Here is a 25264-nt window from a genome sequence, read left to right as displayed (position 1 = left end):
CGTATATGCCTCTTCTATTGTAACAGACGTCACACAGTGAACCAAGCCATAATTTGATCAGAAAAGGGGTAAACTCTGCAAGTAACGTAAATAATGTACAGTAGCAATCCTACATTAAAGACAGGAAAGGAAATGATTCCATGAGAAGTGCAAGTCCTTTTGTCATTGTAAACGATGTGCAGCAGTCAATTGACTATTACCAATCGGTTTTAGGCGGAAAAATCAAAGTGCTAAACAAGCAGGAAGGCAGACTCTTGCACGCTGAACTTCACCTGGGTAGCAGTCATATCCATTTTTCGGATTCCTACGGTAAACCGCTGAAAGCGCAGCATGTACAAATCATTCTCGACTGTGAAAGTGAGGACGAGCTTAAGCAGGCTTACCGCGCACTAGCAGAAAAAGGTACCGTTACCGTGGAGCTACAAGATACTTTCTTCGGTGCGCTGCACGGCGAAGTAACGGATCACCTCAACCAGATTGGATGGGTGATGAACTATTTTAAGAGATGATCACGTCCAGCCATAACCGAATACGTCTTATAGCCACCATCAACGTTCCTCACCCGATAACCGTAGTGGGTCAAAATTCGGGCCGCAATATAGCCTCGCAGACCAACTTGGCAGGATACCGCGATCTCCAGATCACTAGGGATTTCCGCCATCCGCTCTCTAATCTCGGCCAGAGGAATATGAATCGAACCTGGAATCGCTCCTGCCTGTAGCTCCACTGCATCCCTAACATCAATAATAAGACCACCCTTGCGGTGAAAATCGTCAACTTCATGCCACTGTATCGTTTGGACCAGCCCATCCATGATATTCGAAGCCACGTAGCCCGCCATATTCACAGGGTCTTTTGCTGAAGAATAGGGAGGTGCGTAAGCAAGTTCAATATCAGCCAGTTCTCGGACGTTCAAATGACCACGAATAGCCGTCGCAATGACATCAATCCTTTTGTCTGCTCCATCAGCTCCAACAGCCTGAGCCCCATAGACCATCCCATCCTCGGGATTAAAAAGCAGCTTCATAGCGATGGGTGATGCGCCAGGATAATAACCAGCATGCGAACCGGGATGAATATGAACAGCCTGATAAGGAACGCCCAGCCGCTGTAATGTTTTTTCATTATTACCTGTAGATGCTGCAGTCAATGCAAAGGTCTTAATGACGGATGTTCCGAGCGCCCCATCATAAGAAATTGCCTGACCGTTAATATGATCCGCTGCCAAACGCCCCTGACGATTGGCTCCCCAAGCTAGCGATACCATCGTTGCAAACCCATGATTGCGATCCTTGACCTGGATGGCATCCCCCACCGCATAAATGGCCGGATCGCTGGTTTGCAGGTGGGCGTTGACCTGAATGGCGCCGCGAAAACCAAGTTCTAATCCGCTTTGCTTGGCCAACTCATTTTCAGGAACAACACCGATCGCCAGAATAACCATGTCCGTCTGGAGCACACCCCCGGAGGTCAAACGAAGTTGTGCACCCTGCTCTTCAAAAGCCGTGACTCCTTCCTCTAAACGCACCTCCACCCCGTTCAGTCTCATATGCTGTTCTACCAATTTAGCCATTTCAGGGTCCAGCGGATTCAATAATTGTTGTCCCATATCAATAATAGTTACTGCAAGTCCACGCTCCCGCAAATTCTCGGCCATCTCCAGCCCAATAAATCCGGCCCCGATCACCGTGACATGCTTTGGATGTCTTTCATCTACATATGCCTTAATAACGTCCGTATCATGAATATTTCTTAATGTAAATAGATTCATAGCTTCATGTAATCCGGGAATGTCCGGTATCATCGGTTTGGCTCCCGGCGACAATACCACAATATCGTATGGCTGCTCATCTGTTTCCCCTGTAACCATATCGCGGAAATGGGCGACCTTCTGCTCGCGGTCTATTTGTATCACTTCTTTCAGTACCCGCACATCTATATTAAAACGGTCTCTTATCCCTTGAGGTGTCTGGAGAAACAGCTTCCCCCGCGCAGGGATTGCCCCGCCAATATAGTAGGGAAGGCCACAGTTCGCAAAAGAAACATGCTCTCCGCGTTCAAACAGAATAATCTCGTCTTCCTCATTCCATCTACGCAATCTCGCAGCAGCAGAAGCTCCACCTGCTACCCCGCCAATAATAACTATTTTTCTACCCACTTCTTCCCCTCCTCATATACCCTACGGGGTATAATATATACCTATGGGGGTATGTTGTCAATACGCAAAAAAGACGGAGGTTGCCCCCCGCCTAACTAACATTGAACGAATACTGATCTGGGTCGAAAAACCACTTGCGAATGCCACACGAATGCTTTGTCACGCTTGGTCTAAGAAGTGTTCGACTACTGATACTACTGCTGGCTGGCCGCGATCGCCTGCTCCAGATCGTACAATATATCGTCTATTGCTTCTGTCCCGACAGATAGGCGTAACAGCTCCGGTTTGACTCCGGCAGCAACCTGTTCTTCCTCATTCAACTGCTGGTGCGTTGTGCTTGCCGGATGAATAATCAAAGACTTGGAATCACCTACATTCGCCAAATGAGAAAATAGCTTTACATTCGCAATTAGCTTGCTTCCCGCCTGGCTTCCACCCTTAATACCAAAGGTCAGGATTGCTCCTTGTCCTTTCGGCAAATACTTTTGAGCTAATGCGTAGGACGGATGGCTCGGCAACCCGGTGTAGCTGACCCACTCCACATCCTTGTGACCTTCGAGATATTGCGCTACCTTCAAGGCATTTTGACTATGTCTTTCCAACCGCAGATGAAGTGTCTCCAAGCCCTGAAGCAGCAGCCATGAATTGAACGGAGAAATGGCCGCTCCCAAGTCCCGCAGCAATTGCACCCGTGCCTTGATAATATATGCGATAGGTCCCACCGCCTCAGTATAAACAATTCCGTGGTAGCTCGGGTCCGGCTCAGTCAGCCCCGGGAAACGACCACTCGCTTTCCAGTCAAACTTGCCGCTGTCCACGATCACCCCACCAATAGACGTACCGTGTCCGCCAATAAACTTCGTTGCAGAATGCACGACAATGTCCGCTCCGTATTCAATAGGACGCAACAAGTAAGGACTTGGGAACGTGTTATCCACAATCAGCGGAATACCATATTCGTGCGCAATCGCCGCTACAGCTTCCACATCCAGCACATTGCCCTGTGGGTTACCAATCGTTTCGGCAAATAATGCCTTCGTCTTATCCGTAATGGCTTTGCGGAAGTTCTCTGGATCATCCGAATCGACAAAATGTACTTTAATACCCAATTTCGGCAGTGTCGTAGAAAATAGATTATATGTACCGCCATACAGACTGGAGGCCGACACAATTTCATCCCCAGCTCCCGCAATGTTCAGGATGGAGAAGGAAATCGCCGCCGCACCCGAAGCCGTTGCCAACGCGCCAGCCCCTCCTTCCAACGCGGCGATCCGTTGCTCAAATACATCCGTGGTCGGATTCATCAGACGCGTATAAATGTTGCCGAATTCTTTCAGCGAGAACAAATCAGCTGCATGCTCGGCATCCCGAAATCCATATGAAGTGGTTTGATACAACGGAACGGCGCGGGCAAAGGTAGTAGGATCAATTTGTTGCCCGGCATGGACAGCGAGAGTTTCGAATGACAGCTTGCGTTCTTCTGACATAGTTATTTCCTCCCTTGTTATACGTGCTGTATGAATCGTCTCTTCTTGTATGCGTACTCATGGATGATTTTTCAATCATTCTCGCACAAAAAGAACGATTTGGGAAGATAATTCTCATTATTCAGGTAGGATATTATTATTTTATTAAAATATCAGGTTTCAGATCGGAAGGTTTTGCCCAAATGCTCACCCAAACCAAAATAATGACGGAAATTATAGATGAGTGGGCTCCACTTTGTCGGATCAATATGATTCTCACCGAGGATGATATCCTGATGAGCATGCACCTGGATGGCTTGAGTTTCGACGATCGCAAAATAAGGAGAATGGTTAGGGATTCTTACATCCTTCACCTTGGCTTCAATTTGAATAGGGCACTCCCTGATCCGGGCGGGCTTGACCCTATTCGACTCAATCGAAGTGAGTCCGCTGATCTCATACTTATCTTTATGGTGCATAAATCCATGTTCCTTCTTTTCCGCTGGAACAGGATTCTTGCCTGTATAAGGAGCCAAACGTTCTACATTCTCCCACATCGAAGGCCCCGGGACGTTGATTACACATTCGGGATGCTGCTTCATATTTTCAAATGCTTTCCCGCCAATTCCAATACCTAGTACCACACAATCTCCTAATGCCCACGAGGAGGAAATGGGGCTAATATTGGTTGTTCCATCCTCATTCTGCGTATTGAGTAAAATCACAGGGGTTCCGTAATATAAAATGCTCGGGTTAATCGTTTTAACGTCTGGGGTATAATTCATCTCATTCATCTGATTTATTGGGTTCATTATCTCTTCTCCTTCTATTCAGATCTATCTCTCTATTGTAAAATATAAATATTTCAACCTTCATCGAAGTATGGATTACAAAGGGGGATAACCGTGCCATGAGCACCAAGTCAAATGTAGCCATGATTGCTTCTCTTGTCAGCGAGCCTTCCCGTGCAGCTATACTCACCGCTTTATTAGACGGCAGGTTCCACACGGCAAGTGAATTGGCCCATATGGCAGGCATCAAACCGCAAACGGCCAGCTTCCATCTGGCTAAAATGACCGAGGCACAAGTCGTTACTGTAGAAAAACAAGGGCGTCACCGTTACTATGGCATTCAAGACCTCGAAGTTGCCCGGGTGATGGAGTCACTTTTATCCATAGCTCCACCTGTTCCAATCAAGTCATTCAAACAAGCCTCCGAAAACGAGGCCATACGGTTGGCAAGAACTTGCTACGATCATGTTGCCGGTCAATTAGGCGTACAGCTCATGAGTTTTTTCATGCAAAAGGGGATTCTTTCCGAGGATCAGGACGGGCTTCATATTACGGAACCAGGAGAGACTTTCTTCACTGACTTTCAGATTGACCTGAAAAAAACAAGACAAAAGCGCCGCTCCTTCTCACATAAATGCCTGGATTGGAGTGAACGACGCCATCACCTTGCAGGTGCTTTAGGAAGTGCTGTTCTGGACAGATTATTCGAATTAAATTGGATCGAGCGTCTGCCCACAACCCGAGCGATACGCATTACAGCCGAGGGTAAAAGAGGTTTTAAGGAGATATTTTCGATAGAGGTCGACTAGATGAACAGTTCATTGATCAACCTTCCTTGAAAAACTCTACCATTTCTTTAAATGATTGCTGAGCTGAGTGTACGTTATATCGGGGAGAGTACGGGTCACTGAATCCGTGCTGTCCACTGAATTTATGTACCCGGATATTACGGTTATCTAAAGTTGAAATGAGCTCATCCACATTAAATGATGGTTCTTCCTGTGGAAAAAAAAGCAATGTTGGACAATGTGGAGCTATTTCTAAATAATTTCTAATACGAGACCCATAGTATCCTACGATTCCATCAACGTACTTTTCTTTACTACACAGCCAGGCAATCGTTGCCCCTATGCTAAATCCGACGATAAATACCTTTTTATAGCGCGCTCGAATACTTAATAATAAAGTTTCGATATGATAGAAAGCCCGCTCGAATCCTATATTATCCATAAAATTGGTGTAGGCAGTTTCCACTTGCGAATAGTCATAAGGCGTTTCCTCGCCTAGTAAATTTGGACAAATGACGTCATAACCCTGATTCGATAGTAAGCTGCAAAATTTTCGTATATGCTGGTTAATCCCATAAATTTCATGAAGCACAACGATTAGGGTGTCCGACTTCTTATCTATGCTTATCATATTGCACCCCTAACCAGGTTTGAATATGGGAAAACAATTCATCCGGATACGCATAATTATACTTAGCCGCCACTTCCGAGGATAATCGGTTGAATAACTCAAAGGATACGATCAGTGCTTCCCAACTATGATCGGGATCATATTCCCCAAAAGATTTTTTCAAATCCGCAACGACATCTTGATCAGCCCATTCATTCATGAATTTCCCTGCATGCCAAGTATCATATTCCGAACCATGTACAGCTTTTGCATGCCACTGTATCATTTGCAGCAATAATTGTTTACAGTCCGTATCCCTTTGCTTAGCTACCCACAGATCATTGCGCAAAATTTGTTTAGCTACATACAAAGAGGCGAAGCCATACATATTAACAACCTGTAGATAAGCATCTTCAGATATCGGAGGAGTACCCGGAATCGTAGTGGTTTGAGGGATGATTTGGTTTCCATTTCCCGTCTTATCGAGCAGCATCCTAACCCCCCGCTGAAACCCTTCAGGAATACGCCCATTTTTGATTATATGATCCAGATCGGATGTATGACGGAATAGAAAATCAACCTCAGCCCCTTGGTCAAAAAGAACTAGTTTTTCCGGATCTCCTTTTGTCGTTCGAAACATAAAGCTGGTCCAAACCTTGCCGATGTTTAGTAACCATTCATCATTTTGAAGATAGTAATCTGGATTCGTTGAAAAGACGACCACATCCAAGTCTGAAAACTCATCAAAAGGTTTGTCCTTTCTCGCCCGAGACCCAACGATATAAATCGCAATAATTTCTTCATTAGAGAGTCCCCACTCGGATATGCGCTCCTCGAGCACTTCGTAAGCATTATTCATTACAATATATCCTCCCTTTTTTAGAAAACATTATATCCAATCCAATAATTACGGTATATATTTTTTAGTTAGCATTCAAAGAATGCTTCCTGATATACACCATCATCAAATCAATTTCTAATCTTCAGCCTGTGGTATAATTCTTTCAGTATTATAGTTTGGAAGGATGGTGCTGATGTCGGAGCAGCAAGTATACATCCGGTTCTCTGAGGAGACGGACGCCGCAGAATTGGCAGCAATGTACAAGCGCAATCGGGAATTCTTTGAGAAGTTTTCGCCAAACAACCAAGAGAAATACTATACGGAGGAGTACCAGCTCCAGACGATTATTAAGAGCAAGGCCGACATGCTGGAGGACCGGAAATATTCCTTTGTGGTATGCCACAAGGAGGACGATCGGATTTTAGGCAGCATAAGTCTATCTTTTGTGGTGAGGGGACCGCTTCAGAGCTGTATGATCGGATACAGCCTAGACCAAGCATATAACGGTAAGGGCTATACGACGGAGGCGGTGAAGCAGGTGGTTCGCTATGCTTTCGATGAGCTAAAGTTTCACCGGATCTTCGGGGAAGCCTCTCCTCAGAATCCAGGATCTATCCGTGTGCTCGAGAAGGCTGGCTTTCACAAAGAAGGCATCTCTCGAAGCAACGTAAAGATCAACGGAAAGTGGGAGGATCACCAGGTTCTGGCGATTATAAATCCGTCAGAGGATATCTAGTTTAAAAGGAGGGTATTATGAAGTATCAATCCATCAAGCTGAATGAAAAGTTATCTAAGTTTAGTGATCATTGGTCTCCAAAAGTTATTGGTGAAATGAATGACTATCAATTTAAATTGGTGAAAATAGTTGGGGATTTTGTATGGCACGATCATCAAGATACCGACGAGGTCTTTATTGTACTTGAAGGCGAGATGTTCATTGATTTTAGAGATGGACGGGTACAGGTTTCTCAAGGAGAGATGTTTATTGTACCTAAGGGGGTCGAACATAAACCTTTTGCCCATGAGGAGTGCCATATCATGCTAGTAGAGCCGAGAGGTGTAGTAAATACTGGAGGAGCAGAGTCAGAATTAACGGCAGCCAATGATACTTGGATTTAAATATATAGCAATAATTAGAAGATAGTGAACAAGAAAAATTGAAGTTGCTCGGAGATGGAGCCGTATACACTCGGCAGCTGCCCATTATTTCATTAAGCAACGGGCAGGAGGATAGTTAAACAAAAATTTCGAGAAAGCAAAGGTATGGTGGATGATAAGAAACGCAGAATTTAAGAGTAGTTATGCAGGATGGCGAGAAGTAGAAATAAAGGATTCCTCCCTAGGCATTACATTTCCCATGATGGTAATGTATCCAACGGACGAACCCGAACAAATAGAACGATTGGGTCCATACCAGTTAGAGTTGGCGAGAGAGGCAGAGCCATCGGAAGGAAGATTCCCTTTGGTTATCATCTCTCACGGTACTGGCAGTACACCGCTTGTGTATCGGATTTTGGCGCAGTATTTAGCACGTAATGGTTTTATTGTCGGTATTCCAGAGCATCCATTTAACAATCGTAATGACAATAGTTTGGAAGGAACAGCCCAGAATCTTATCTATAGACCTAGACATCTTAATATGGCCACCGATTGGTTTTTCGATAGTATGCTGTTCAAGGACAATTTGATACAGAATGCTGTGTCGCTCATTGGACATTCCATGGGTGGTTATACGGCATTAGCAGCGGCAGGTGGCGTGCCGACTTCTTTTCCTCACGAGACCTCGGACGGAAAGCCCCAGCTTATAGAGGTTACACCCGATTACCGAGTAAAATGCCTCGTTTTACTAGCGCCAGCGTCGGTCTGGTTTCGAGCTGAAGATAGCTTGCGTACGGTTAATCTACCTATCTTAATGATGGATGCAGAGAAGGATCAGTACACCCCTTCTTTACACGCGCGTATAATATTGGGTGGCGTGTTGGACCCTAAGAAGGTACAATACAAAACAGTAAAAAACGCTGGACATTTCTCCTTTCTGAGTGCTTTCCCGGAATCGATGAGGACTCCGGCCTTTCTCCCATCGCAAGACCCTCCCGGCTTTGATCGCGAACATTTCCATAAGGGACTTAATGCTGACATATTGGATTTTCTATATGCCCATACACGTTAGTTGGATGACAACAGCGGCTGTCTAAGACTTTATTTTTCAAGTCTTGGTCCGCCGCTGTTTGATTTTTTGTTCAGTCTAAAGCTTTATTTCCACTGGACATTTTACAGAAACTGCATTCTTTATGCAGGGCTCTCTCAGTGCATGATTTCTCTCTTATTCACCTTAACACCTGATAAGGATTGATCAAACATATCGAGAATAAAAAGGAACCTCTCAGCTTCACGGAATACATGATCGGCTAATAAAGGATGGATAATGCTTTTTATTCGGCACTCGTCGATTAAATCACGCGCTGTTTTCTTAAAATCACGCAAGGACTTCACAGAGACACGGTTTTCATCAACAAATTGACTCAGCAGTGGAACGGTCTGTGACTGTGGCCGCATATGACTTAAGTCAATCGCTTGAAACATCAGCATATCAAAATCATTACTAAACTCCCTAGCTTGTTCAACCAGTTTACGTTCGGATGGATCAAGCAAATGGCCTATAAATTTTGCGTGATCGGCCATGATTTTTAAGAAAAATACATTTTCATCAATAATTGCATCAGGTAAGGGTTCAAGCTTTCCTGAATTGAGTTCTCCTAAACGATTTCTGAAATAATTTGCTTCCCGGCTTACGTGATCTACCAGTAAAGGAAAATTGGTTTGTCCAGGAAGCTTACATTGTAATATAAGACCCAATACCATCCTCTTAAATGCCCAAATATTCGTCGCTGCATTCTGAACTTCCGTATTAAACTCTTTGATTGTATAAGGATCTGTCTTGTTATTAAATTCATACGACCTTTTCTCGATATCCTCAAAAATAGCGTAAAACTGATTGGCTTCTGTTTTAAGTTGAGTATCTTCCGCTCTAAAACCTAACCCCAGAAAAAAGGAATGCTCCTTCATAATCCTGGACCAAAATCGTATTTCATCTAATGAGCGTGAAACGAATGCATCCAATCATATCCCTCCTCTATGTGAGCAAAAAAGCACTTACTTAGTCATATGGGATATGCCTTGTCATTATGAATGATGAAGTTCCAAATCTCATACAAATCTAATTTTGAAGTCAACAAATTAAATTCCATAATAATACTCATATTTGAATTTATATCATTTAATGTTTGGACAATTCTCCCAATCTAGTTCTATAATTCACTTGTTATTACATATATTTAGGAGGAAGTCATGAACAATATTATATTCAGAAAACTAGGAACAATAGTGTTAGCCCTTCTCATTGGAGCTTCGTTGTTCTCATTGTTCCCTACCGTTACAAAGGCTGAGACTACAAATGTGACTTGGAAAAACGGGTCTGTAGTAACTTCTCTTGGGGAAGTTGGAGCAAGCGACAAGGCAACAGTGGGAAAAACAAAAGGAAAATGGTATTGGGAAGTAAAGGTTAGTCACAGTATTTCATTAGTAGGAATAACAGGTGAATCTGGTCCGAAATATCAAGCATACTACGGTTATAGTGGTGAAATTATAAATAAAATTACATCAGACGTACGAACAGCTTATGGTCCTTTGTTTGGACTTAATGATGTTATCGGTGTTGCACTGGACTTAGATAACGACAAAATTGTTTGGTACAAGAATGGCGTTTCCCTGGGAGCCAACACCGTTAAACCATCTGAACTAGAAGGAACACAGGTTTTCCCGATGGTCATGAATGGAACTGGCGGAAAAATGACTTACGAAGCTAATTTTGGAGCAAGCGATTTTAAATATTCTGTACCAGAAGGTTTTTTACCTTATCAAGATTCGGGTACATCTACAAAGCCTGATCCGTCTACTACACCAGATCCATCCACTAAGCCTGATCCGTCTACTACACCGGATCCATCTACTACACCTGACCCATCTACTACACCTGACCCATCTACTACACCGGATCCGTCTACAAAGCCCGATCCGTCTACTACACCGGATCCGTCCACAAAGCCCGATCCGTCTACTACACCGGATCCGTCAGATACAGATGGTTCCTCACAACCTACTGGTGACCGAGCTATTCTGACTGTAACCATGGACAATGGGTTTGATAAGGAATTCGACCTGAGCAAAAAAGAACTCAATGCCTTCATCGCTTGGTATGACGCTAAAGATGCTGGTAGAGGTGCCTCTTTCTTTGCCATTGACAAGCACAATAACAACAAAGGTCCATTCAGCAATCGCAAAGACTACGTAATCTTCAACAAAATTCTCACATTTGAAGTAAGCGAATATTCAACTAAATAAATATGATGAAGGGCTTCATGTCGGCTAACTTGCCGATGAGGTCCTTCTTTATATTTACTTAATCTCGAAATCACGCCTAAACTGCTGTACTGGACGATACATTTTTTCTAGACTAAAGGTTTGCAAATCGTTTTATTTCAACAAAAAAGCACGGCTTCCAAAAAGTCTGGAGGCTGTGCTTTGCTTATGTATTCAACACTAATATTCGATAATAAAGGTAACAAGATAAAATGAGCAACTACCTCAACCGATGAGGATACTCGCAGGAGAATTCGTCATGTTAAAAAAAGTTCTATCCTTTGCTCTACTTTCTGTAGCTCTAACAGCTTGTGGGAGCAATTTTAAAGAAACAGCGACAAGGTCTGGGTCTTCAAGTACATCCTTTGCTACCGAACAAACAACAAGCAATGGAAATACTGCTCAGCAAGCTTCTACAAATCAGGTCACGGATAAACAATATGTATTTGCCGAATTCATGAAAGATGGGACACCCGTTTTAACAGAAGACCAAGCTTCTATGGAACAAACATCTTATGACTTCATTGTTAAAAACAGTGACTTATTTCCTTCCACAGATAAAAGCAAAGTCATTAATCTAGTGGACAAATCCGTAACAACAAAACACTTAAATAAAAATTTGAACTTATACTTAAACAAATTTGTAAAAATAAGCGGGGATGTAATAGATATAGAAGAAGATAACATTCCTATAGGAACAACAGCTATCGTTTATATTAGTGATGAAAATGATAATACAATAATGGCAGTTTATCCTGGAGCAAGTGGAGAAATTTTTGAAGGAGACGCTGCTTCAGTTATTGGAGTTCCTATCGCTAATTTTTCATATGAAAATGTTTCAGGTGGCTATACGAATACTACACTGTTAGCAGCCTCTTTTCTCGCGAAAGAAAATCAATAAATTTTAATCATGTAAGCCCTTCGGGGCTTTTTCTTTTAAGCAAAAACAGAATTAAACTGTTACGTTTCATTGTTAAAAAGTAATTATTTTACTTATTATTTAATATATGCATTAAACTGTTTAGACGATACATATTGAAACTGCTAAACTCGCATAAATAATACATAAATAAGGAGAGATTATTTTGAAACGAGTTATTTCGTCATTATTGCTACTGGGATTTATTACTCTAATATGTTTTAGTTCCTCGACATACGCTGCTACAAAAAACGTAGTGTGGGAAAAGAGCCAGTCTGTTTCGGCCACCGTAGATTCAAGTGGAACTAAAGCAAGTGTGGGAAAAACCAAAGGAAAATGGTATTGGGAAGTCACAGTAACAGGTCAAGCAAATACCACAACTGGCATTGTATCGTTGGTGAAGGTAAGCAATACAATGGACCAGGTGCAGGAGCTCTTCAGAATTGGATGTATTATGCTGCAAACGGAAACACTTATCCGGGGATCGTTTCTTCTGGAAAGACCTACACATTAAAGGACGTTATTGGTGTGGCTTTGAATATGGAAGATGACAAGATAAGCTGGTATAAGAATGGTGTATTCGTTTATACAAGTACCTTAAAACCAAGCGATCTTCCAGGAGAGATTGTGACTCCTTCGATCACAGGTGGTTCAGCTGGCAGCTTTTCGTTTGACACAAATTTTGGTGCGACTCCATTCACGCACAGTATTCCAGAAGGGTTCCTCCCCTACCAACAACCTGAAAATTCATTAACTCTTAATGCAACAGGGAATGAAGAAAATATCCAATTGCAGTGGAGTGAAATAACAGGAGTCACTACTTATAAAATTGAAAGAGCACTAGCCCCTGGGGGTCCGTATGAAGAAATTGCCTCAGATATTTCTGGTACTTCTTATACTGATAATAAAGTTGAAGAAAACACTACCTATTATTACGTAGTTTCTGCGAATATCTCCATGGATCAAGTTGTATCCAATGAAGCAAATGCTATTGTAAAGAAATCCACGCCCGATCCGTCTGATCCAACCGAACCAGAACAACCTAGTGGTGACCGTGCCATCTTGGTTGTAACGATGGACAATGGATTGGATAAAGAATTCGATCTGAGTAAAAAAGAACTGAATGCCTTTGTCGCTTGGTATGATGCTAAAGATGCCGGTAGAGGTGCTTCTTTCTTTGCCATTGATAAACATAATAATAACAAAGGTCCATTCAGCAACCGTAAGGACTACGTAATATTCAACAAAATTCTTACATTTGAAGTAAGCGAGTATTCAACTAAATAAACAACAAGAGAGGCAGACTGCCCGCTGTGCAGGACTCAAGATGCCTCGCGGCTTAAGTGGATCAAAACCCACGCAAGGTTGCTTACAATAAGGTGTACAATCGCAGCATGTTTGATATATTTAAAGTGATTAGGAAATTGTTCAAATGCAAAAAGCGCTGCCGACCCATAAGGTTAGCAGAGCTTTTTATCTAATCTAATTTCAGGCAGATATGAAAGAAGGTCGTTGAACTTGATTGTGGGTCATTATCATACAATTCTTTTCACAAAATTAAACCCAACATGATTTAAGGATGATAACCAAGAGGATATAGAGCACCAAAATAGCCGCTGTAGAAGTCCACACACCGCAAACAGCTGCACCTGCACATCCGCTCATAGCTTTAGCCCTCCTTTATTTGTCGTCATCTTAATATATGTGTAAATATGTTTTATGACCGGGTATTCAGGTAAACATAAAAAACACTCCATTTACGCATGCCAGCGGAATATTAGGATACTTTCCGATCGCTTGCTGATATCTTTGTTAATATGGAAGATGGGATATACACCGCGAAAAAGCCATGCTTAATAGTTCCTGATTGTAAATCTGATACTTACGGTTTTGATCCAACACCCAATTTGCAAATCCCACAGCTTTAGTGTAGCAATTATAATCATAGGGATTAATTTTAAACTCAAGAATATTCAGCATCATCTGATTCTCTTCATCTGATAATTCCAAGCCCAACTGGCTAAACTGTCTTTGTCGAATTCTCCGAGCGGTGGCGTCTTGTATTGCTCTGTGCTGAATGGACACTTGTCCTTTATGTTGACGATAATATAATAAGCTTATGGGGAGGTTTGCTATTTGTACCTGAGAGGCTAATCGGTTCCACAGTTCGTAGTCTTCGGCATGAGGATAACTACTATCATATTGAATGTTTAGCCGATGTATCATGCTATTACGTATTATTGTAGCAGGATGGCAGATACAGCAATGAAATAACAACCATGTTCTAATTTCTTCATGACTAGCCGGATTCACCTTAAGTGCCCCTCCACTAGAAGTAGTAAAAGCAGCACCGCATATATCAATTAAGGGATTTTGATCCATGAATGATATTTGCACATCCAGTCGATCTGGTGTAGAAATATCATCGCTATCCATACGAACGATATATTCACCAGTTGCCCTATTGAATCCCTCGTTTAAAGTAGCAACCAAACCTTGATTGGTACTATGGAATATTTTAACCACTCTAGGATCTGTTATCTGTGAAATAACAAAAGCGGATCCATCTGTTGAGCCATCATCAATAATAATCAATTCAAAATCGGAATAGGTTTGAGCTAATATACTGTGGATTGCTTCCCAAACAAAGGGCACAGTGTTATAAACTGGTAGTATAACTGAAGCTCGTGGCACAAGAAGTTCCCTCCATTCTACATTTTAAAATTAGAAAATATTATTTTGCATAAAAGCCAACTTCCCTATTTTTCTCGAAAACTATTTCTTCGAATGTTCATGCTCCAAGTATATGTATTGAAATATATTTTGAGGCGGCTTCTCGGTAAAAAAAGCTTTCCATAGCCACCCTTTGGGGGTGATTATAGAAAGCTAATCTGCTTAGTAGCGTCTATAGCGCTCACTTAAAATTTTTCAGGAAACTGTTTGACAATGCCTTCTGTCAGAATGTCGGCTAAATGAATCATATGGATCTCGTTTTTGTCAGTTGCTGCAATACCCGCTTTCCAATCTCCTTTAATATAGTCAAGGACTAATTCCGTAATCAACTGAAGGTGCGTATATAGCATATCTTGTAACGTTTTAAACTGCCAGTTCGGATTCGCATCACTTAAAAATTTGGCGATATCGTCGGCGTTTGTATGCCAATCCGTCTCTAGCTTTTTCACATCCGCCTGATTGCCCGCTTTGGCAGCCGGTCCAATACGTCCTTCTGATCTTGAAGATTAGATATGGCGCTGACAATATAGTTCCTCGTCCATATCGTATGGTTGATCCATACCTTCTGCATATCGCCCTTCAGTTGCACCATTTTGGAACTTAGGCAAGCAGAATCCTTCTGCTCCCCTATTTTAGCTTGCGCGACTACTAAAGGAGTCATGCTAAAAACGAGCGCCAAGGTTAACGGCAAAGCCAATAGCCATTTGTTTTTCAATTTCATCTGCTCCTCTGTACGTTTGGAATAAAACAGGCTGTCTTATTATGGTTGAAATATCCGGCTTTATACAGAGGATTATTGATTATCTACAGCTTTCCGTCATTGTGAGAAGCCATGCACAAAGGAGAGTTAGAATGGAATATATGATAGAAGTATTCATGGGCTTGTTTGCACTAATTCTTATATTATATCCTTTCAAAGTACTAGTACGGTGGTTATTAGGATTCTTAAATTTTAAAAATGCCGTCACTTCCTTTATTACTTTTGGCACGCTTGCTTTGTCGTATCTAATATTTATTACACTTAGATCGCAATCAATAGAGGATATATTAAAAGGAGCTTTGATTGCCATACCTGTTTTTGTACTATACTTAATAATTGATCTTCAAAAAAGTAATGAACATAGTAAATTTATAAAGTTTATTCATCATCTGGCGGTAAGGATTATTGTCTCTGTCTTTACTTTTATTTTGGTTTTGTCTTTCTATTATCAACAATTACATGACATTTTCTATATAAAGTCATTTTTGATTGCTATAGTTTATATGTTCGTCATTCTTAGACGGAGAACTAAGAAAATAACAAGAAAAGTTAAAAATAATGAAGAGAATGAAACTGCATTACCCACTACTACATAAAACCGAAAATATACCCTGACGTTTTAAGTAAGTGAGTAATCACCTGGCTTATTGCAGCCTGCGGATAGTTCTATTATCCGACTTTAACACTTCATATGTATGGTTCATGCTGATCACCTCAAATAGCTATTCGGTGATCGGTGTGGTGAATTCTAAAAGTAAACAATCCCCGCCGACCAAGTATGGTTAGCGGGGATTGTTTAGTTGTTTTTGAGTGTATTTACGATTATCTTTTACTGTGGTTTTCAGGCTCGCGACGTTTTAAACCTGCCAAGCCAATTAACCCCAACAGACCAAGCCACCCCCAATTATTATTATCATTATCGTCAGCATTATTATTAGTAGTCAGCATTTGTGTTCTACCATTGTCGTTTGTGCCCATATTGTTTTGACTGTTTTCAGCAAATGCTACTGCCGCTCCAAAGCTTGAAATCATTAATGCAACAACAACCATTATCTTCATTTTTTTCAACATACCTAAACCACTCCTTTAAATTTGTGTTTGCAAATCAATTTTTTAATGTATTTAGCATGCCCTGTAGAACTTATTTCTTATACACACATTAAATCTTCACTACTGGGAATCATAAATTTGTACATCATTAAAATAAAAAAGGAGTGGTTTTTATAATGGGTATCCTAAGCGGGAATCCAAAAGACGAGCCCATGCATTACGGAGAAGTTTATAGTGTGTGGCAGTTTTCAGCGTTAGCGAAAGGCAGCGTTTCATTTTACCAAGCATGTTTAAACCACGCAGGAGACAAAGAACTCAAAAAAATACTGGATGATCTTATTGATCAAGCTAAACTGGAAATCCAAGAATGCGACGCAATGCTTACTGATAATGGGATTGCCCCAGCTCCTATTTTGCCTGAAAGACCCCCTGTGAAACTTGAGGATATCCCGGTTGGTGCAAGGTTTACTGATCCTGAAATCGCAGCTAAAATCGCATTAGATACCTCTGTTGGATTAACATCTTGCAGCCAAGCTATGGGTCAATCCATTAGAGAAGACATCGGGGCTTTATTTGCGAAATATCATCTAACTAAGACTGCTTTGGGAGTCCGTATTTTAAAAATGAACAAAGAAAAGGGTTGGCTAATACCTCCCCCTCTTCAATTAAAAAGACCTGAACCAGTTAAAGCCTAAATTTCCAGCATAATTCTTCAACAGACTGTTCCTTAGATCGTTCAACAAAAATCCCCGCCGACCAGTTAAGGTTAGCGGGGATTGGCTTTGCTTACGTTTAAGCACCTCCGATGGTAACGTAAGGCTGAAAACTATTGTGGTGGTTAAAGGCTTGATCCGGCACAGTAACAATAAACAAAAAGCTAGCCGCGATGATCAGCAGTACCGTTTTTTTCAACATTGGTCATCCACACCTTTTCAATAAAATTTAAAAATGCTGCTTTGGTTTCAGGAGCCGCATAATCCGGTATCACTTGTTGGGTATACATATCATCTGATGATAGTTGCTGTTGTGCAAAAGCATTTATCTCGGCTTCAAATTGCTGAAGTATACCTTCTACATCTATACTATATTGGTTTGCTGAAATTATAACATTCAACAGTTTTGAGATTTTCTCATTCTCGTTAGTGGCGGATGTTGCTGCAATATATTCAACATAATCTTGAAGCACACTTATATCTCCTGACAACAGTTTATATACGTAAGTATTACCTTCTGCCCAATTTTTGAACAAGCTAATCCAGTGTTGAGTATCGTCGTCAGTCTCTTTAACCCAATCTAGATTAGCGTAGGTGTATGTATATTCTAGAGCTTGTTGATAGTTGCCTTGAGCTTCACAGACACTCGCACACAATAAATCGGCATAGGAAATATATACAAACAAGGGACGACTAAGCTGCTTATTAGTCTCGTCACACTTTCGATTCTTCTGTTGATGTTTCAACGAATATTGTGCTTTCGCTTTTTGCTTCATTTTTTTCGCTGTTTCATCAACCTTATCCCATTTACGCAAAGAACGATACACGTTAGCCAAATCCTTCAGTGCGTCAAGTTGGTCTAATTCACCCAAGCGCTCAACAAAGACTTCAAATATTGTAGCTGCACTGAGATTCCGGCTTTGATCGTCTCCAACTTGAATCGTGAATATGCGATATTGACAGATGGCTAAGCGCTCAGAATGTTGGTACTTCTCCGCCTCAGCTACACCCTTATAGAGCAGCAACGCAGCAGTATGTCGTCCCTGTGCTAATAGCGCTTCTGCCATATCAAATAGTTTAGGCGAATAGAGTAGGTTGTCCATGATGGTTTCTACCACTCGACGGATTGCAGCAAGCTTGTCCAACTCCGCACAGCGATACAAAAACGGCTCAATTCGTCTCATATTCGGGGGGGGGGGGGTGCCCCCCCCCCCCCCCCCCCCCCCCCCCCCCCCCCCCCCCCCCCCCCCCCCCCCCCTCGATGATATAGTTCTCTATAAATAGATCATAAAAATAGCCTTCTGGTAAACCCATAGCCTCAGTAATGCGATCTATCTGGTTAACAGACATAGATTTATTTCCTGACACTATGCTACTTACTATCCCCCTATTCATGCCTGCAATATGCCCAAACTCCGTCATGCTCAAACCCTCTTGTTGTAGGTACCTGTCTAATTCCGCCCGAATCGTAGGTGTATGCTTCATGCCATAGCCACCCTTCGCATAAATATTCCATAATTTTTAAAAACATACTTCATTTTTCACCATAATTGACCAACTGTCAATATACAGTGCAACTAATGCTAGAATTTAATTTTTAGCATGAAACGAAACAAAAAAACTAATTATATTTAGCATAATAATCCTACTAAGAAGACCTCAGCGTAGAAGATTGTCCAAAGTCACAAAAAAGCGCGTCCTCCAAAAAGCTTGGAAGCCTCGCTGTACTTGAGTTTCATAGAATGCTGGTGAAGGGAATTGAACCCCCGGCCTACGCATTACGAGTGCGTAATAAATATAGTTATCTTGCTCTAAAGCAAGCAGCCTAATTTTTATGTCCTCTGTGCGCCTCCCCGTCTTAAAGTTGGCAGAACAATCGTCAACAACAAAGAAATTTAAAAAATTATGCTACTCAAGTCTCAAGACCTATTCTCCAAATAAATTTAAAATTGAATAGATTGTTTCACAATCAACATTAGTATGCGGCGAATGGGAATTTAATCGGCCATGAAGAGGTCAGTTGTTCTCTATTCAGACATGTTACAAAAGAAAAGCACGTTAAATTACTCAGTCGGAGGAATCACTATTTTGAGAAAGCTATCATTCTTTATTTCCATTATCATGTTGGGTGCAATGTTGTCCGCTTGTTCTGCCATTACATCCACCGTGGATCAAGCGACTGCAGGCGTTACGTCCGGCGAGAGCAAAGAAATCGAAAAATACAATGCGTATGTGAGGCTGAATAACTTGATGACAGGCAGAATCAATGAGGTTCTGGTTCATTATTTCGAGAAGTTCGGAGTTGATACACAGCCTGTAATCGAGAAGAACTTCAGCTTCATCATGCTCGGCGTTGCTGAAACTGAGCGGGAAGTTATTGATAAAGCGAACGGCTACACCACAAGCCAACCTGCTTTTGCGAACGCAGACCCCGTAGTGATCAAACTGACACCGGCCATCAATGATCTGTTGTCCGTCCTGGACGAGATGAAAGCCTACTATGATGCAAAAGGCTACGTGGATGATGACTTCGCAAAAGGAAAACAGCTGCATACCAAGCTGGTAAGTGCCAATCTCGCTTATGAGACTGTCTCCAAACAATACTTCACGGCTATGCAAAAATTGGGTAATGAGCAGCGTCTGGCTGAACTGCAAAAACTCAAGGATTCAGACCAGCAGATCAGGTATAATGCCTTGAAGTTCATGATAGATGCCGAGGCTACGGCCATTGAAATGGATGAGCAGGGTATCACCGCCGACAATGTGCTGCAGCTTGATATGACGAAGTTTAAAGCCAAATACGACATTATGACCGCAGATCTGAGTGCGCTCATGACAATCTCAAAAGACAAGAATCGAGTTCAAAAAGAAGGGGTTAACAGCTTTAGAATCAGGAACTATGTTGATTCAGCCACTGAAGCAAAAGCGGCTGCTTCGAAAATCATTGAACGCATCAATAAGAAGGAACCTGTATCAGATTCTGACCTGAACGGCCAGTTTCTGAACACTACGGATGGCACACCTGAGAATTTCAATTATAAGCTAAGCAAGGCAGTCGAACGATATAATGAAATAAATTAAGCGTATCTAACGATAGGGGCTGCGAAAACAAATACGGAGTTCCGGTAACGAACAAGCTCTGCCAACCATAAGGTTAGCAGAGCTTTTGCTTTAAAATCCTCCACTGGTAATTTGAGGGTGAATGCTATGATGGTGGTTAATGGCTTGATCCGGCACATTAACAATAAGATTTAAAAATGCTGCTTTAATTTCTGGAACCGCATAATCCTGAAAGTGTAAAAATAACCGACATTACTTCTCGAAGCTGGTATTCATCCGAAGATCGTTCAAGAGCGACTTGGACATTCGTCTATCAATGTAACTCTGGGTACCTATTCACATGTTCTTCCGAATCTCCAAGAAGCGGTGTTAAAAAACATTGGCGATTCAATTACAGGTGAGAGTATTAACACTAAAAAAAACACTTTACTAGACTAAGGTTAGAAGATTGTTAGAAAAATGCTCACTCCTATAAACAAAAAAACGCACCCTCCAAAAAGCTTGGAAGCCGCGCTGTGCTTGAGTTGATAGCTATGCTGGTGAAGGGAATTGAACCCCCGGCCTACGCATTACGAGTGCGTTGCTCTACCCCTGAGCTACACCAGCAGGTCAGTGTAACTGACAACAAAAACTATTATACTCTTAGTTACATAAAAATCAATCACTTACATCAACTTTTTCAACTAGGATTTGGATTTAGTTCGGTAACATTTCCTGTCGCGGTGCCAGATAGTTTCTCTGCGACGGAACGGAGCTTTTGGTGACTGGAGGAAGGCTTGTCACGGCGATCATCAATTTTGACCGAGGTGGAAACACGCTTCGCTCCAGACAGGAATGGCGCTTCATGCAGCGCAGCAATGGCGGTGAACACATCGTCCAACGAACCTTCAATAATCGTACTCATGGAGGTAAGCTCATAGGTAATTCCTTTTTGCGTCTTCAACACTTTTTGCATCTGGGCAACGTAGTCGCTCAGACTTGTACTCCCCGTTCCAATCGGGATCACTGTCACTTCTGCAATAGCCATCGCCAAGTTCCTCCTTTAATTTAAAATCGTCGCTTCTTTAAAATCTAAAATCTCAGTCCAATAGAGCGAGCAACCTTATTTCACAAAAAAAGTTCATATGTATGCTGCTTGTTTCTGTAGAAAACATCTTTATCATTCATTGTACCGTTCAAACTGCCTCAATTCAAATACAGCCCGCGACTTCTCTGCATATTTTGATTTTCCATTCCTTTTCCTTTACGTATGGCTTCGAATGTTGCTATAATACTCCTTGCACTTATTTGAAATTTTAAGTTTTTACACACAATATGTTGGGTTAAATATTCATAACACGTCTAAATATAGTGATGTAGCCGATAAATCGTACGGGAACCATCTTTTCCCCCTTCATTGGCAGGTGCATCGCTATTTCTACGTTATTGGATTACATACAGCCCCCAAATGCTGTCTGATCATCGCTTTTTTCGCCATTATCTTCTCACCATGATCATTTTCATGCCTATACCCAAGTATGATTCCAAATCAGGAAAGCGAGGAATTAATCCTATGCCACAACTCGTAACCAAACCAAACAATCGCCAGTTGGCTTTTGACGAAATACGTATCTCCGTATATGCCGACCGTGTACTCAGCGGGCTGGACAAGCTGGATAAAGATCGTCTCATTCGCGGTGTAACTAGCAAGCTGCGCCGGGACGAAGTCACGGGGGATGACATTAGCAACGCATTTGCAATGGCTGCCCTTGAGTTGGTTAGTAAGGAAGAACCGGACTGGAAATTTGCCGCTGCACGTGCTTTGCTCACTTCCTTATATAAAAAAGCGGCTACTCACCGCCGTTACAAATCCTATGCGGACGAGCCTTACGGCGCTTTTTATCCACTGATTACTGATTTGGTCCAAAAAGGAATTTACCGTCAAGAACTGCTCGACTACTATACCAAGGAGCAGATTGATGAGTTGGGCGATTCCATATTGCCGCAAAATGATCTGCTGTTCGATTATATCGGGCTGTTAACGCTGTCTGAGCGCTATTTGGCCAATGATTTTGACGGACGCGTAATGGAACTGCCGCAAGAACGCTACATGATCATCGCGATGTACCTGATGCACCAAGAGCCTGCCGACAAGCGGATGGATCTGGTCAAGGAAGCGTACTGGGCGATGAGCAACATGTACATGACAGCAGCTACACCAACCATGTCCAATGCCGGAAAAAAGGTGGCCGGACAGCTCTCCAGCTGCTTTATCGACACCGTAGACGACTCGTTGGAAGGTATTTTCGACTCCAATACGGATGTAGCCCGTCTTAGCAAAATGGGCGGCGGCATCGGCGTATACCTCGGTAAAGTACGGGCGCGTGGCTCCGATATCCGTGGACATAAAAATACAAGTTCTGGCGTCATTCCGTGGATTCGCCAGTTGAACAATACAGCTGTTAGCGTAGATCAATTGGGTACTCGCAAAGGTGCAATTGCAGTTTATCTAGACGTATTCCACAAGGATATTCTCGCGTTCCTTGACCTGAAGCTGAACAACGGTGACGAGCGGATGCGTGCACATGACGTGTTCCACGGTGTATGTCTGCCCGATCTGTTCATGGAGCGGGTCGAAGCACGGGGCGAATGGAATCTGTTCTGTCCGCATGAAGTGAAGAAGGTGATGGGCTGGAAAGATGACAAGGGCCGTCCACTGGGCCTGGAGGATTTTTATGATGAAACCTTCGGTTCAGGTACCTTCCGTGAGAAATACGAGGAGGCGTCACAGCATCCGATTCTCTCTCGTATTACAGTGCCTGCCATCGACATCATGAAGCGTCTGATGAAGTCGCAACTGGAAACAGGCACACCGTATATGTTCTACCGTGATACGGTAAACCGCGCCAACCCGAACCGTGCCCATGGTATGGTGTATTCCTCCAACCTGTGTACGGAAATTATGCAAAACCAATCTGCAACTGTAGTGGAAAAAGAAGAACTGGTCACCAAAGACGGACAAACACGCATTGTTATTTCTAAAATCCCTGGCGACTTTGTGGTGTGCAACCTGAACTCCATCCATCTGGCTCGTGCGGTTCCGGCAGGTGTGCTGGATCGCCTCGTACCGATTCAGGTCCGTATGCTGGATAATGTTATTGATATTAACAACATTGAAGTACTGCAAGCACAATATACGAACAGCCAATATCGCGCTGTCGGTCTGGGTACATTCGGACTGCATCATCTACTCGCACTGGAAGGTATCCGTTGGGAATCCGATGAAGCAGTAACCTATAACGATCATTTGTATGAAAAAATTAACTACTTGGCCGTCAAATCCAGCATGGAGCTAGCGAAAGAAAAAGGTCGTTATGCGAAATTTGAAGGTTCTGACTGGTCTACCGGACACTATTTCACTTCCCGTGGCTATACGGACGGTACACGTGAAGGCAAATTTGTCACTACGTCCGAGTGGAGCGAGCTTGCGGAAGAAGTCAAACAAAACGGTGTCCGCAACGCATGGCTGTTCGCCATCGCGCCTAACGGTTCCACGTCTATCATCGCAGGCTCTACCGCCAGCATTGATCCATTGTACGAGCTGCTTTCCTATGAAGAGAAAACAACTTACAAGATCGCTAACCCTGCACCGGATTTGAACGAAAAAACCATCTGGTACTACAAGACGGCTTTCTTGCTGGATCAACACGCTTCCATCAACATGGCTTCTGCACGTCAGCGTCATATTGACCAAGGCCAAAGCTTTAACCTGTATGTACGTCCCGATATTAAAGCAACGGAATTTTTAGAGTTGCACATCCATGCCTGGAAATCAGGTATGAAATCGACCTATTATGTACGCAGCCGCGCACTGACGATTGAAGAATGTGATAGCTGCGCATCCTAAACTAAAGGAGAGAAGCTCTCATGCAGTTACAGAAGATTTTTAACACAGAAGCGCCAAATCGCTCTACCCGTATTATTGAAGGCGAAAGCTCCGGTATTTTGAATTGGAACGATATTCGGATGCCTCATATGTACAAACTGTATAAAGTGCTGCTGCTGAACCACTGGATACCAGATGAAATTCCGATGTCCAAGGACGCGTCCCAGTTCCCTGTGCTAGATGCTGAAGAACAGCGCACCTTCAAAATTAACATCGGCCTGCTGGCTGTACTGGATTCGATGCAAACGATGTTTGTCGGGGATGTAAAACGCTATTTTACCGACTCCTCGCTGGAAGCTATTTCAGCGATTATCGGGCAGCAGGAAGTGGTGCATAACCAGTCCTACTCCTACGTTCTGTCTTCTTTGGTGTCAGATCAGGAACAGAAGGAAATTTTTGAATACTGGAAAAACGATCCTGTCCTGCTGGAGCGTAACACATTCATCTCGGACATTTATCAGGAGTTCCGCGATGAGCAGAACCCACAGACTTTTTTCCAGGCGATGGTAGCCGATTTGATTTTGGAAGGCATTTTCTTTTACAGTACGTTTGCGTTCTTCTACAACTTGGCTCGTGATCAGAAAATGATGGCAACCAGCCAAATGATCTCGTATATTCAGCGTGATGAAAATCAGCATTGCTACTTCTTTGCCGAAGTGTTTAAGCAGCTATTGTCTGATTTCCCTGAGCTGAATACCAAGGAAAATACGGACTATGTCTATCGTATGATTGACCGCGCTGTGGAGCTGGAAACGAACTGGGCGCATTATACGCTCAAAGAGGTTCGCGGCATCGACTTGAACGAGCTGAGCGATTATATCAAATACATGGCAAATATGCGCCTGAGATTGCTTGGTATGGACAAAGCGTACGAAGGCGTAGATGTAAACTGTATGCCTTGGATCAAACCATTCTCAGACGAAGCGCTGAATGCGACAAAAACAGACTTTTTTGAAGCAAAATCACGCAATTATGGCAAGGTCGGAGATGACAACGGATTTGACGATTTGTAAGTCATAAGATACAGCCTT

At 42.6% G+C, this 25264-nt stretch carries 23 protein-coding genes, 1 tRNA gene and 3 pseudogenes; 14 read left to right on the top strand and 13 right to left on the bottom strand.

The genetic code is table 11. The annotated features are described in order from the left end of the window. Positions 1-140 precede the first annotated feature (140 nt). Positions 141-509, top strand: coding sequence for a VOC family protein (locus tag NSQ68_RS02565; protein WP_103046838.1), 369 nt, complete (start codon positions 141-143; stop codon positions 507-509). Here NSQ68_RS02565 and NSQ68_RS02560 read toward each other — a convergent pair. The 3 genes from NSQ68_RS02560 to NSQ68_RS02550 form a co-directional block, all read right to left on the bottom strand. Continuing rightward, positions 494-2158 carry an FAD-dependent oxidoreductase gene (locus tag NSQ68_RS02560; protein ID WP_342427862.1) on the bottom strand — a complete coding sequence of 555 codons (1665 nt, stop codon included), beginning with the start codon at positions 2156-2158 and terminating at the stop codon, positions 494-496. The genes NSQ68_RS02565 and NSQ68_RS02560 overlap by 16 nt on opposite strands. 194 nt (positions 2159-2352) lie before the next feature. Further along, on the bottom strand, positions 2353-3645 hold the full coding sequence (locus NSQ68_RS02555; RefSeq protein WP_342427861.1) for a homocysteine synthase: 1293 nt from the start codon (positions 3643-3645) through the stop codon (positions 2353-2355). Between the two features lie 152 nt (positions 3646-3797). Next, positions 3798-4436 (bottom strand): flavin reductase family protein, encoded by a 639-nt coding sequence (locus NSQ68_RS02550; RefSeq protein WP_342427860.1) that lies wholly within the window; start codon positions 4434-4436, stop codon positions 3798-3800. Positions 4437-4534: 98 nt separating this feature from the next. Here NSQ68_RS02550 and NSQ68_RS02545 point away from each other — a divergent pair, with 98 nt between their 5' ends. Further along, positions 4535-5224, top strand: a complete 690-nt coding sequence (locus tag NSQ68_RS02545; protein WP_342427859.1) for a winged helix-turn-helix domain-containing protein — start codon at positions 4535-4537, stop codon at positions 5222-5224. A 16-nt stretch (positions 5225-5240) separates the two neighbouring features. On the opposite strand, the gene NSQ68_RS02540 is transcribed toward NSQ68_RS02545, so the two are convergent. Both NSQ68_RS02540 and NSQ68_RS02535 read right to left on the bottom strand, forming a co-directional pair. Further along, on the bottom strand, positions 5241-5834 hold the full coding sequence (locus tag NSQ68_RS02540) for a dienelactone hydrolase family protein (RefSeq protein WP_307351975.1): 594 nt from the start codon (positions 5832-5834) through the stop codon (positions 5241-5243). Beyond that, positions 5818-6672, bottom strand: a complete 855-nt coding sequence (locus NSQ68_RS02535) for an aminoglycoside 6-adenylyltransferase (protein ID WP_342427858.1) — start codon at positions 6670-6672, stop codon at positions 5818-5820. Before NSQ68_RS02535 ends, NSQ68_RS02540 begins: the two co-directional genes overlap by 17 nt. A 175-nt stretch (positions 6673-6847) precedes the next feature. Between NSQ68_RS02535 and NSQ68_RS02530 the strand changes: the two genes are divergently transcribed. The 3 genes from NSQ68_RS02530 (at position 6848) to NSQ68_RS02520 (ending at position 8824) form a co-directional block, all read left to right on the top strand. Continuing rightward, positions 6848-7390, top strand: coding sequence for a GNAT family protein (locus tag NSQ68_RS02530; protein ID WP_342427857.1), 543 nt, complete (start codon positions 6848-6850; stop codon positions 7388-7390). Between the two features lie 17 nt (positions 7391-7407). After that, positions 7408-7773: a cupin domain-containing protein gene (locus NSQ68_RS02525; protein ID WP_039270324.1), complete on the top strand. Its 366-nt coding sequence runs from the start codon at positions 7408-7410 to the stop codon at positions 7771-7773. Positions 7774-7924: 151 nt separating this feature from the next. Continuing rightward, complete coding sequence (locus tag NSQ68_RS02520) at positions 7925-8824, top strand: alpha/beta fold hydrolase (protein WP_342427856.1); 900 nt, start codon at positions 7925-7927, stop codon at positions 8822-8824. Between the two features lie 134 nt (positions 8825-8958). Here the strand turns inward: NSQ68_RS02520 and NSQ68_RS02515 are convergent, their stop codons facing one another. Then, positions 8959-9774 (bottom strand): DUF2935 domain-containing protein, encoded by an 816-nt coding sequence (locus NSQ68_RS02515; RefSeq protein ID WP_342427855.1) that lies wholly within the window; start codon positions 9772-9774, stop codon positions 8959-8961. 228 nt (positions 9775-10002) lie between these two features. On the opposite strand from NSQ68_RS02515, the gene NSQ68_RS02510 reads away from it, so the two are divergent. From NSQ68_RS02510 to NSQ68_RS02500, 3 genes are all read left to right on the top strand, one after another. Then, positions 10003-11055, top strand: a complete 1053-nt coding sequence (locus tag NSQ68_RS02510) for an SPRY domain-containing protein (RefSeq protein WP_342427854.1) — start codon at positions 10003-10005, stop codon at positions 11053-11055. 277 nt (positions 11056-11332) lie between these two features. Further along, the gene (locus NSQ68_RS02505; RefSeq protein WP_342427853.1) at positions 11333-11974 is read left to right on the top strand and encodes a hypothetical protein; all 642 of its coding nucleotides are present in this window, start codon (positions 11333-11335) and stop codon (positions 11972-11974) included. Between the two features lie 360 nt (positions 11975-12334). Further along, a complete protein-coding gene (locus tag NSQ68_RS02500) occupies positions 12335-13279 on the top strand; it encodes a hypothetical protein (RefSeq protein ID WP_342427852.1) in 945 nt (314 codons plus the stop codon). Between the two features lie 270 nt (positions 13280-13549). On the opposite strand, the gene NSQ68_RS02495 is transcribed toward NSQ68_RS02500, so the two are convergent. From NSQ68_RS02495 to NSQ68_RS02485, 3 genes and pseudogenes are all read right to left on the bottom strand, one after another. Further along, complete coding sequence (locus tag NSQ68_RS02495; protein WP_023986758.1) at positions 13550-13657, bottom strand: hypothetical protein; 108 nt, start codon at positions 13655-13657, stop codon at positions 13550-13552. Positions 13658-13804: 147 nt separating this feature from the next. Next, a complete protein-coding gene (locus tag NSQ68_RS02490) occupies positions 13805-14686 on the bottom strand; it encodes a glycosyltransferase (protein WP_342427851.1) in 882 nt (293 codons plus the stop codon). Between the two features lie 224 nt (positions 14687-14910). Next, a pseudogene (locus NSQ68_RS02485) lies at positions 14911-15440 on the bottom strand (glycosyltransferase). 137 nt (positions 15441-15577) lie between these two features. Between NSQ68_RS02485 and NSQ68_RS02480 the strand changes: the two are divergent. Further along, entirely contained in the window at positions 15578-16081 is a 504-nt protein-coding gene (locus NSQ68_RS02480; RefSeq protein ID WP_342427850.1) for a hypothetical protein, read from the top strand. Positions 16082-16307: 226 nt separating this feature from the next. Here NSQ68_RS02480 and NSQ68_RS02475 read toward each other — a convergent pair whose 3' ends face one another. Next, positions 16308-16556: a WGxxGxxG family protein gene (locus NSQ68_RS02475; protein ID WP_307351957.1), complete on the bottom strand. Its 249-nt coding sequence runs from the start codon at positions 16554-16556 to the stop codon at positions 16308-16310. 155 nt (positions 16557-16711) lie between these two features. On the opposite strand from NSQ68_RS02475, the gene NSQ68_RS02470 reads away from it, so the two are divergent. Then, on the top strand, positions 16712-17230 hold the full coding sequence (locus tag NSQ68_RS02470; protein ID WP_029516021.1) for a DUF3231 family protein: 519 nt from the start codon (positions 16712-16714) through the stop codon (positions 17228-17230). A 182-nt stretch (positions 17231-17412) separates the two neighbouring features. Here the strand turns inward: NSQ68_RS02470 and NSQ68_RS02465 are convergent. Next, a pseudogene (locus tag NSQ68_RS02465) lies at positions 17413-18733 on the bottom strand (transcriptional regulator). Positions 18734-19336: 603 nt separating this feature from the next. Here NSQ68_RS02465 and NSQ68_RS02460 point away from each other — a divergent pair. Together NSQ68_RS02460 and NSQ68_RS02455 are read left to right on the top strand one after the other, a co-directional pair. Next, positions 19337-20329 (top strand): YiiG family protein, encoded by a 993-nt coding sequence (locus tag NSQ68_RS02460; protein ID WP_342427849.1) that lies wholly within the window; start codon positions 19337-19339, stop codon positions 20327-20329. Positions 20330-20557: 228 nt separating this feature from the next. Continuing rightward, a pseudogene (locus NSQ68_RS02455) lies at positions 20558-20746 on the top strand (integrase); the annotation flags it as partial. 96 nt (positions 20747-20842) lie between these two features. Here the strand turns inward: NSQ68_RS02455 and NSQ68_RS02450 are convergent. Further along, positions 20843-20914, bottom strand: a tRNA-Thr gene (locus NSQ68_RS02450). 73 nt (positions 20915-20987) lie between these two features. Next, positions 20988-21335: an MTH1187 family thiamine-binding protein gene (locus NSQ68_RS02445; RefSeq protein ID WP_013308518.1), complete on the bottom strand. Its 348-nt coding sequence runs from the start codon at positions 21333-21335 to the stop codon at positions 20988-20990. 525 nt (positions 21336-21860) lie between these two features. Between NSQ68_RS02445 and NSQ68_RS02440 the strand changes: the two genes are divergently transcribed. Next, on the top strand, positions 21861-24194 hold the full coding sequence (locus tag NSQ68_RS02440; RefSeq protein WP_342427848.1) for a ribonucleoside-diphosphate reductase subunit alpha: 2334 nt from the start codon (positions 21861-21863) through the stop codon (positions 24192-24194). A 20-nt stretch (positions 24195-24214) separates the two neighbouring features. Beyond that, positions 24215-25246 (top strand): ribonucleotide-diphosphate reductase subunit beta, encoded by a 1032-nt coding sequence (locus tag NSQ68_RS02435; RefSeq protein WP_029517885.1) that lies wholly within the window; start codon positions 24215-24217, stop codon positions 25244-25246. The last annotated feature ends 18 nt before the right edge of the window (positions 25247-25264 follow it).

It is taken from the genome of Paenibacillus sp. FSL L8-0158, from assembly GCF_038592965.1.
Classification (GTDB): Bacteria; Bacillota; Bacilli; order Paenibacillales; family Paenibacillaceae; genus Paenibacillus; species Paenibacillus polymyxa_D.
This window is presented reverse-complemented; position numbering and strand designations above follow the sequence as displayed.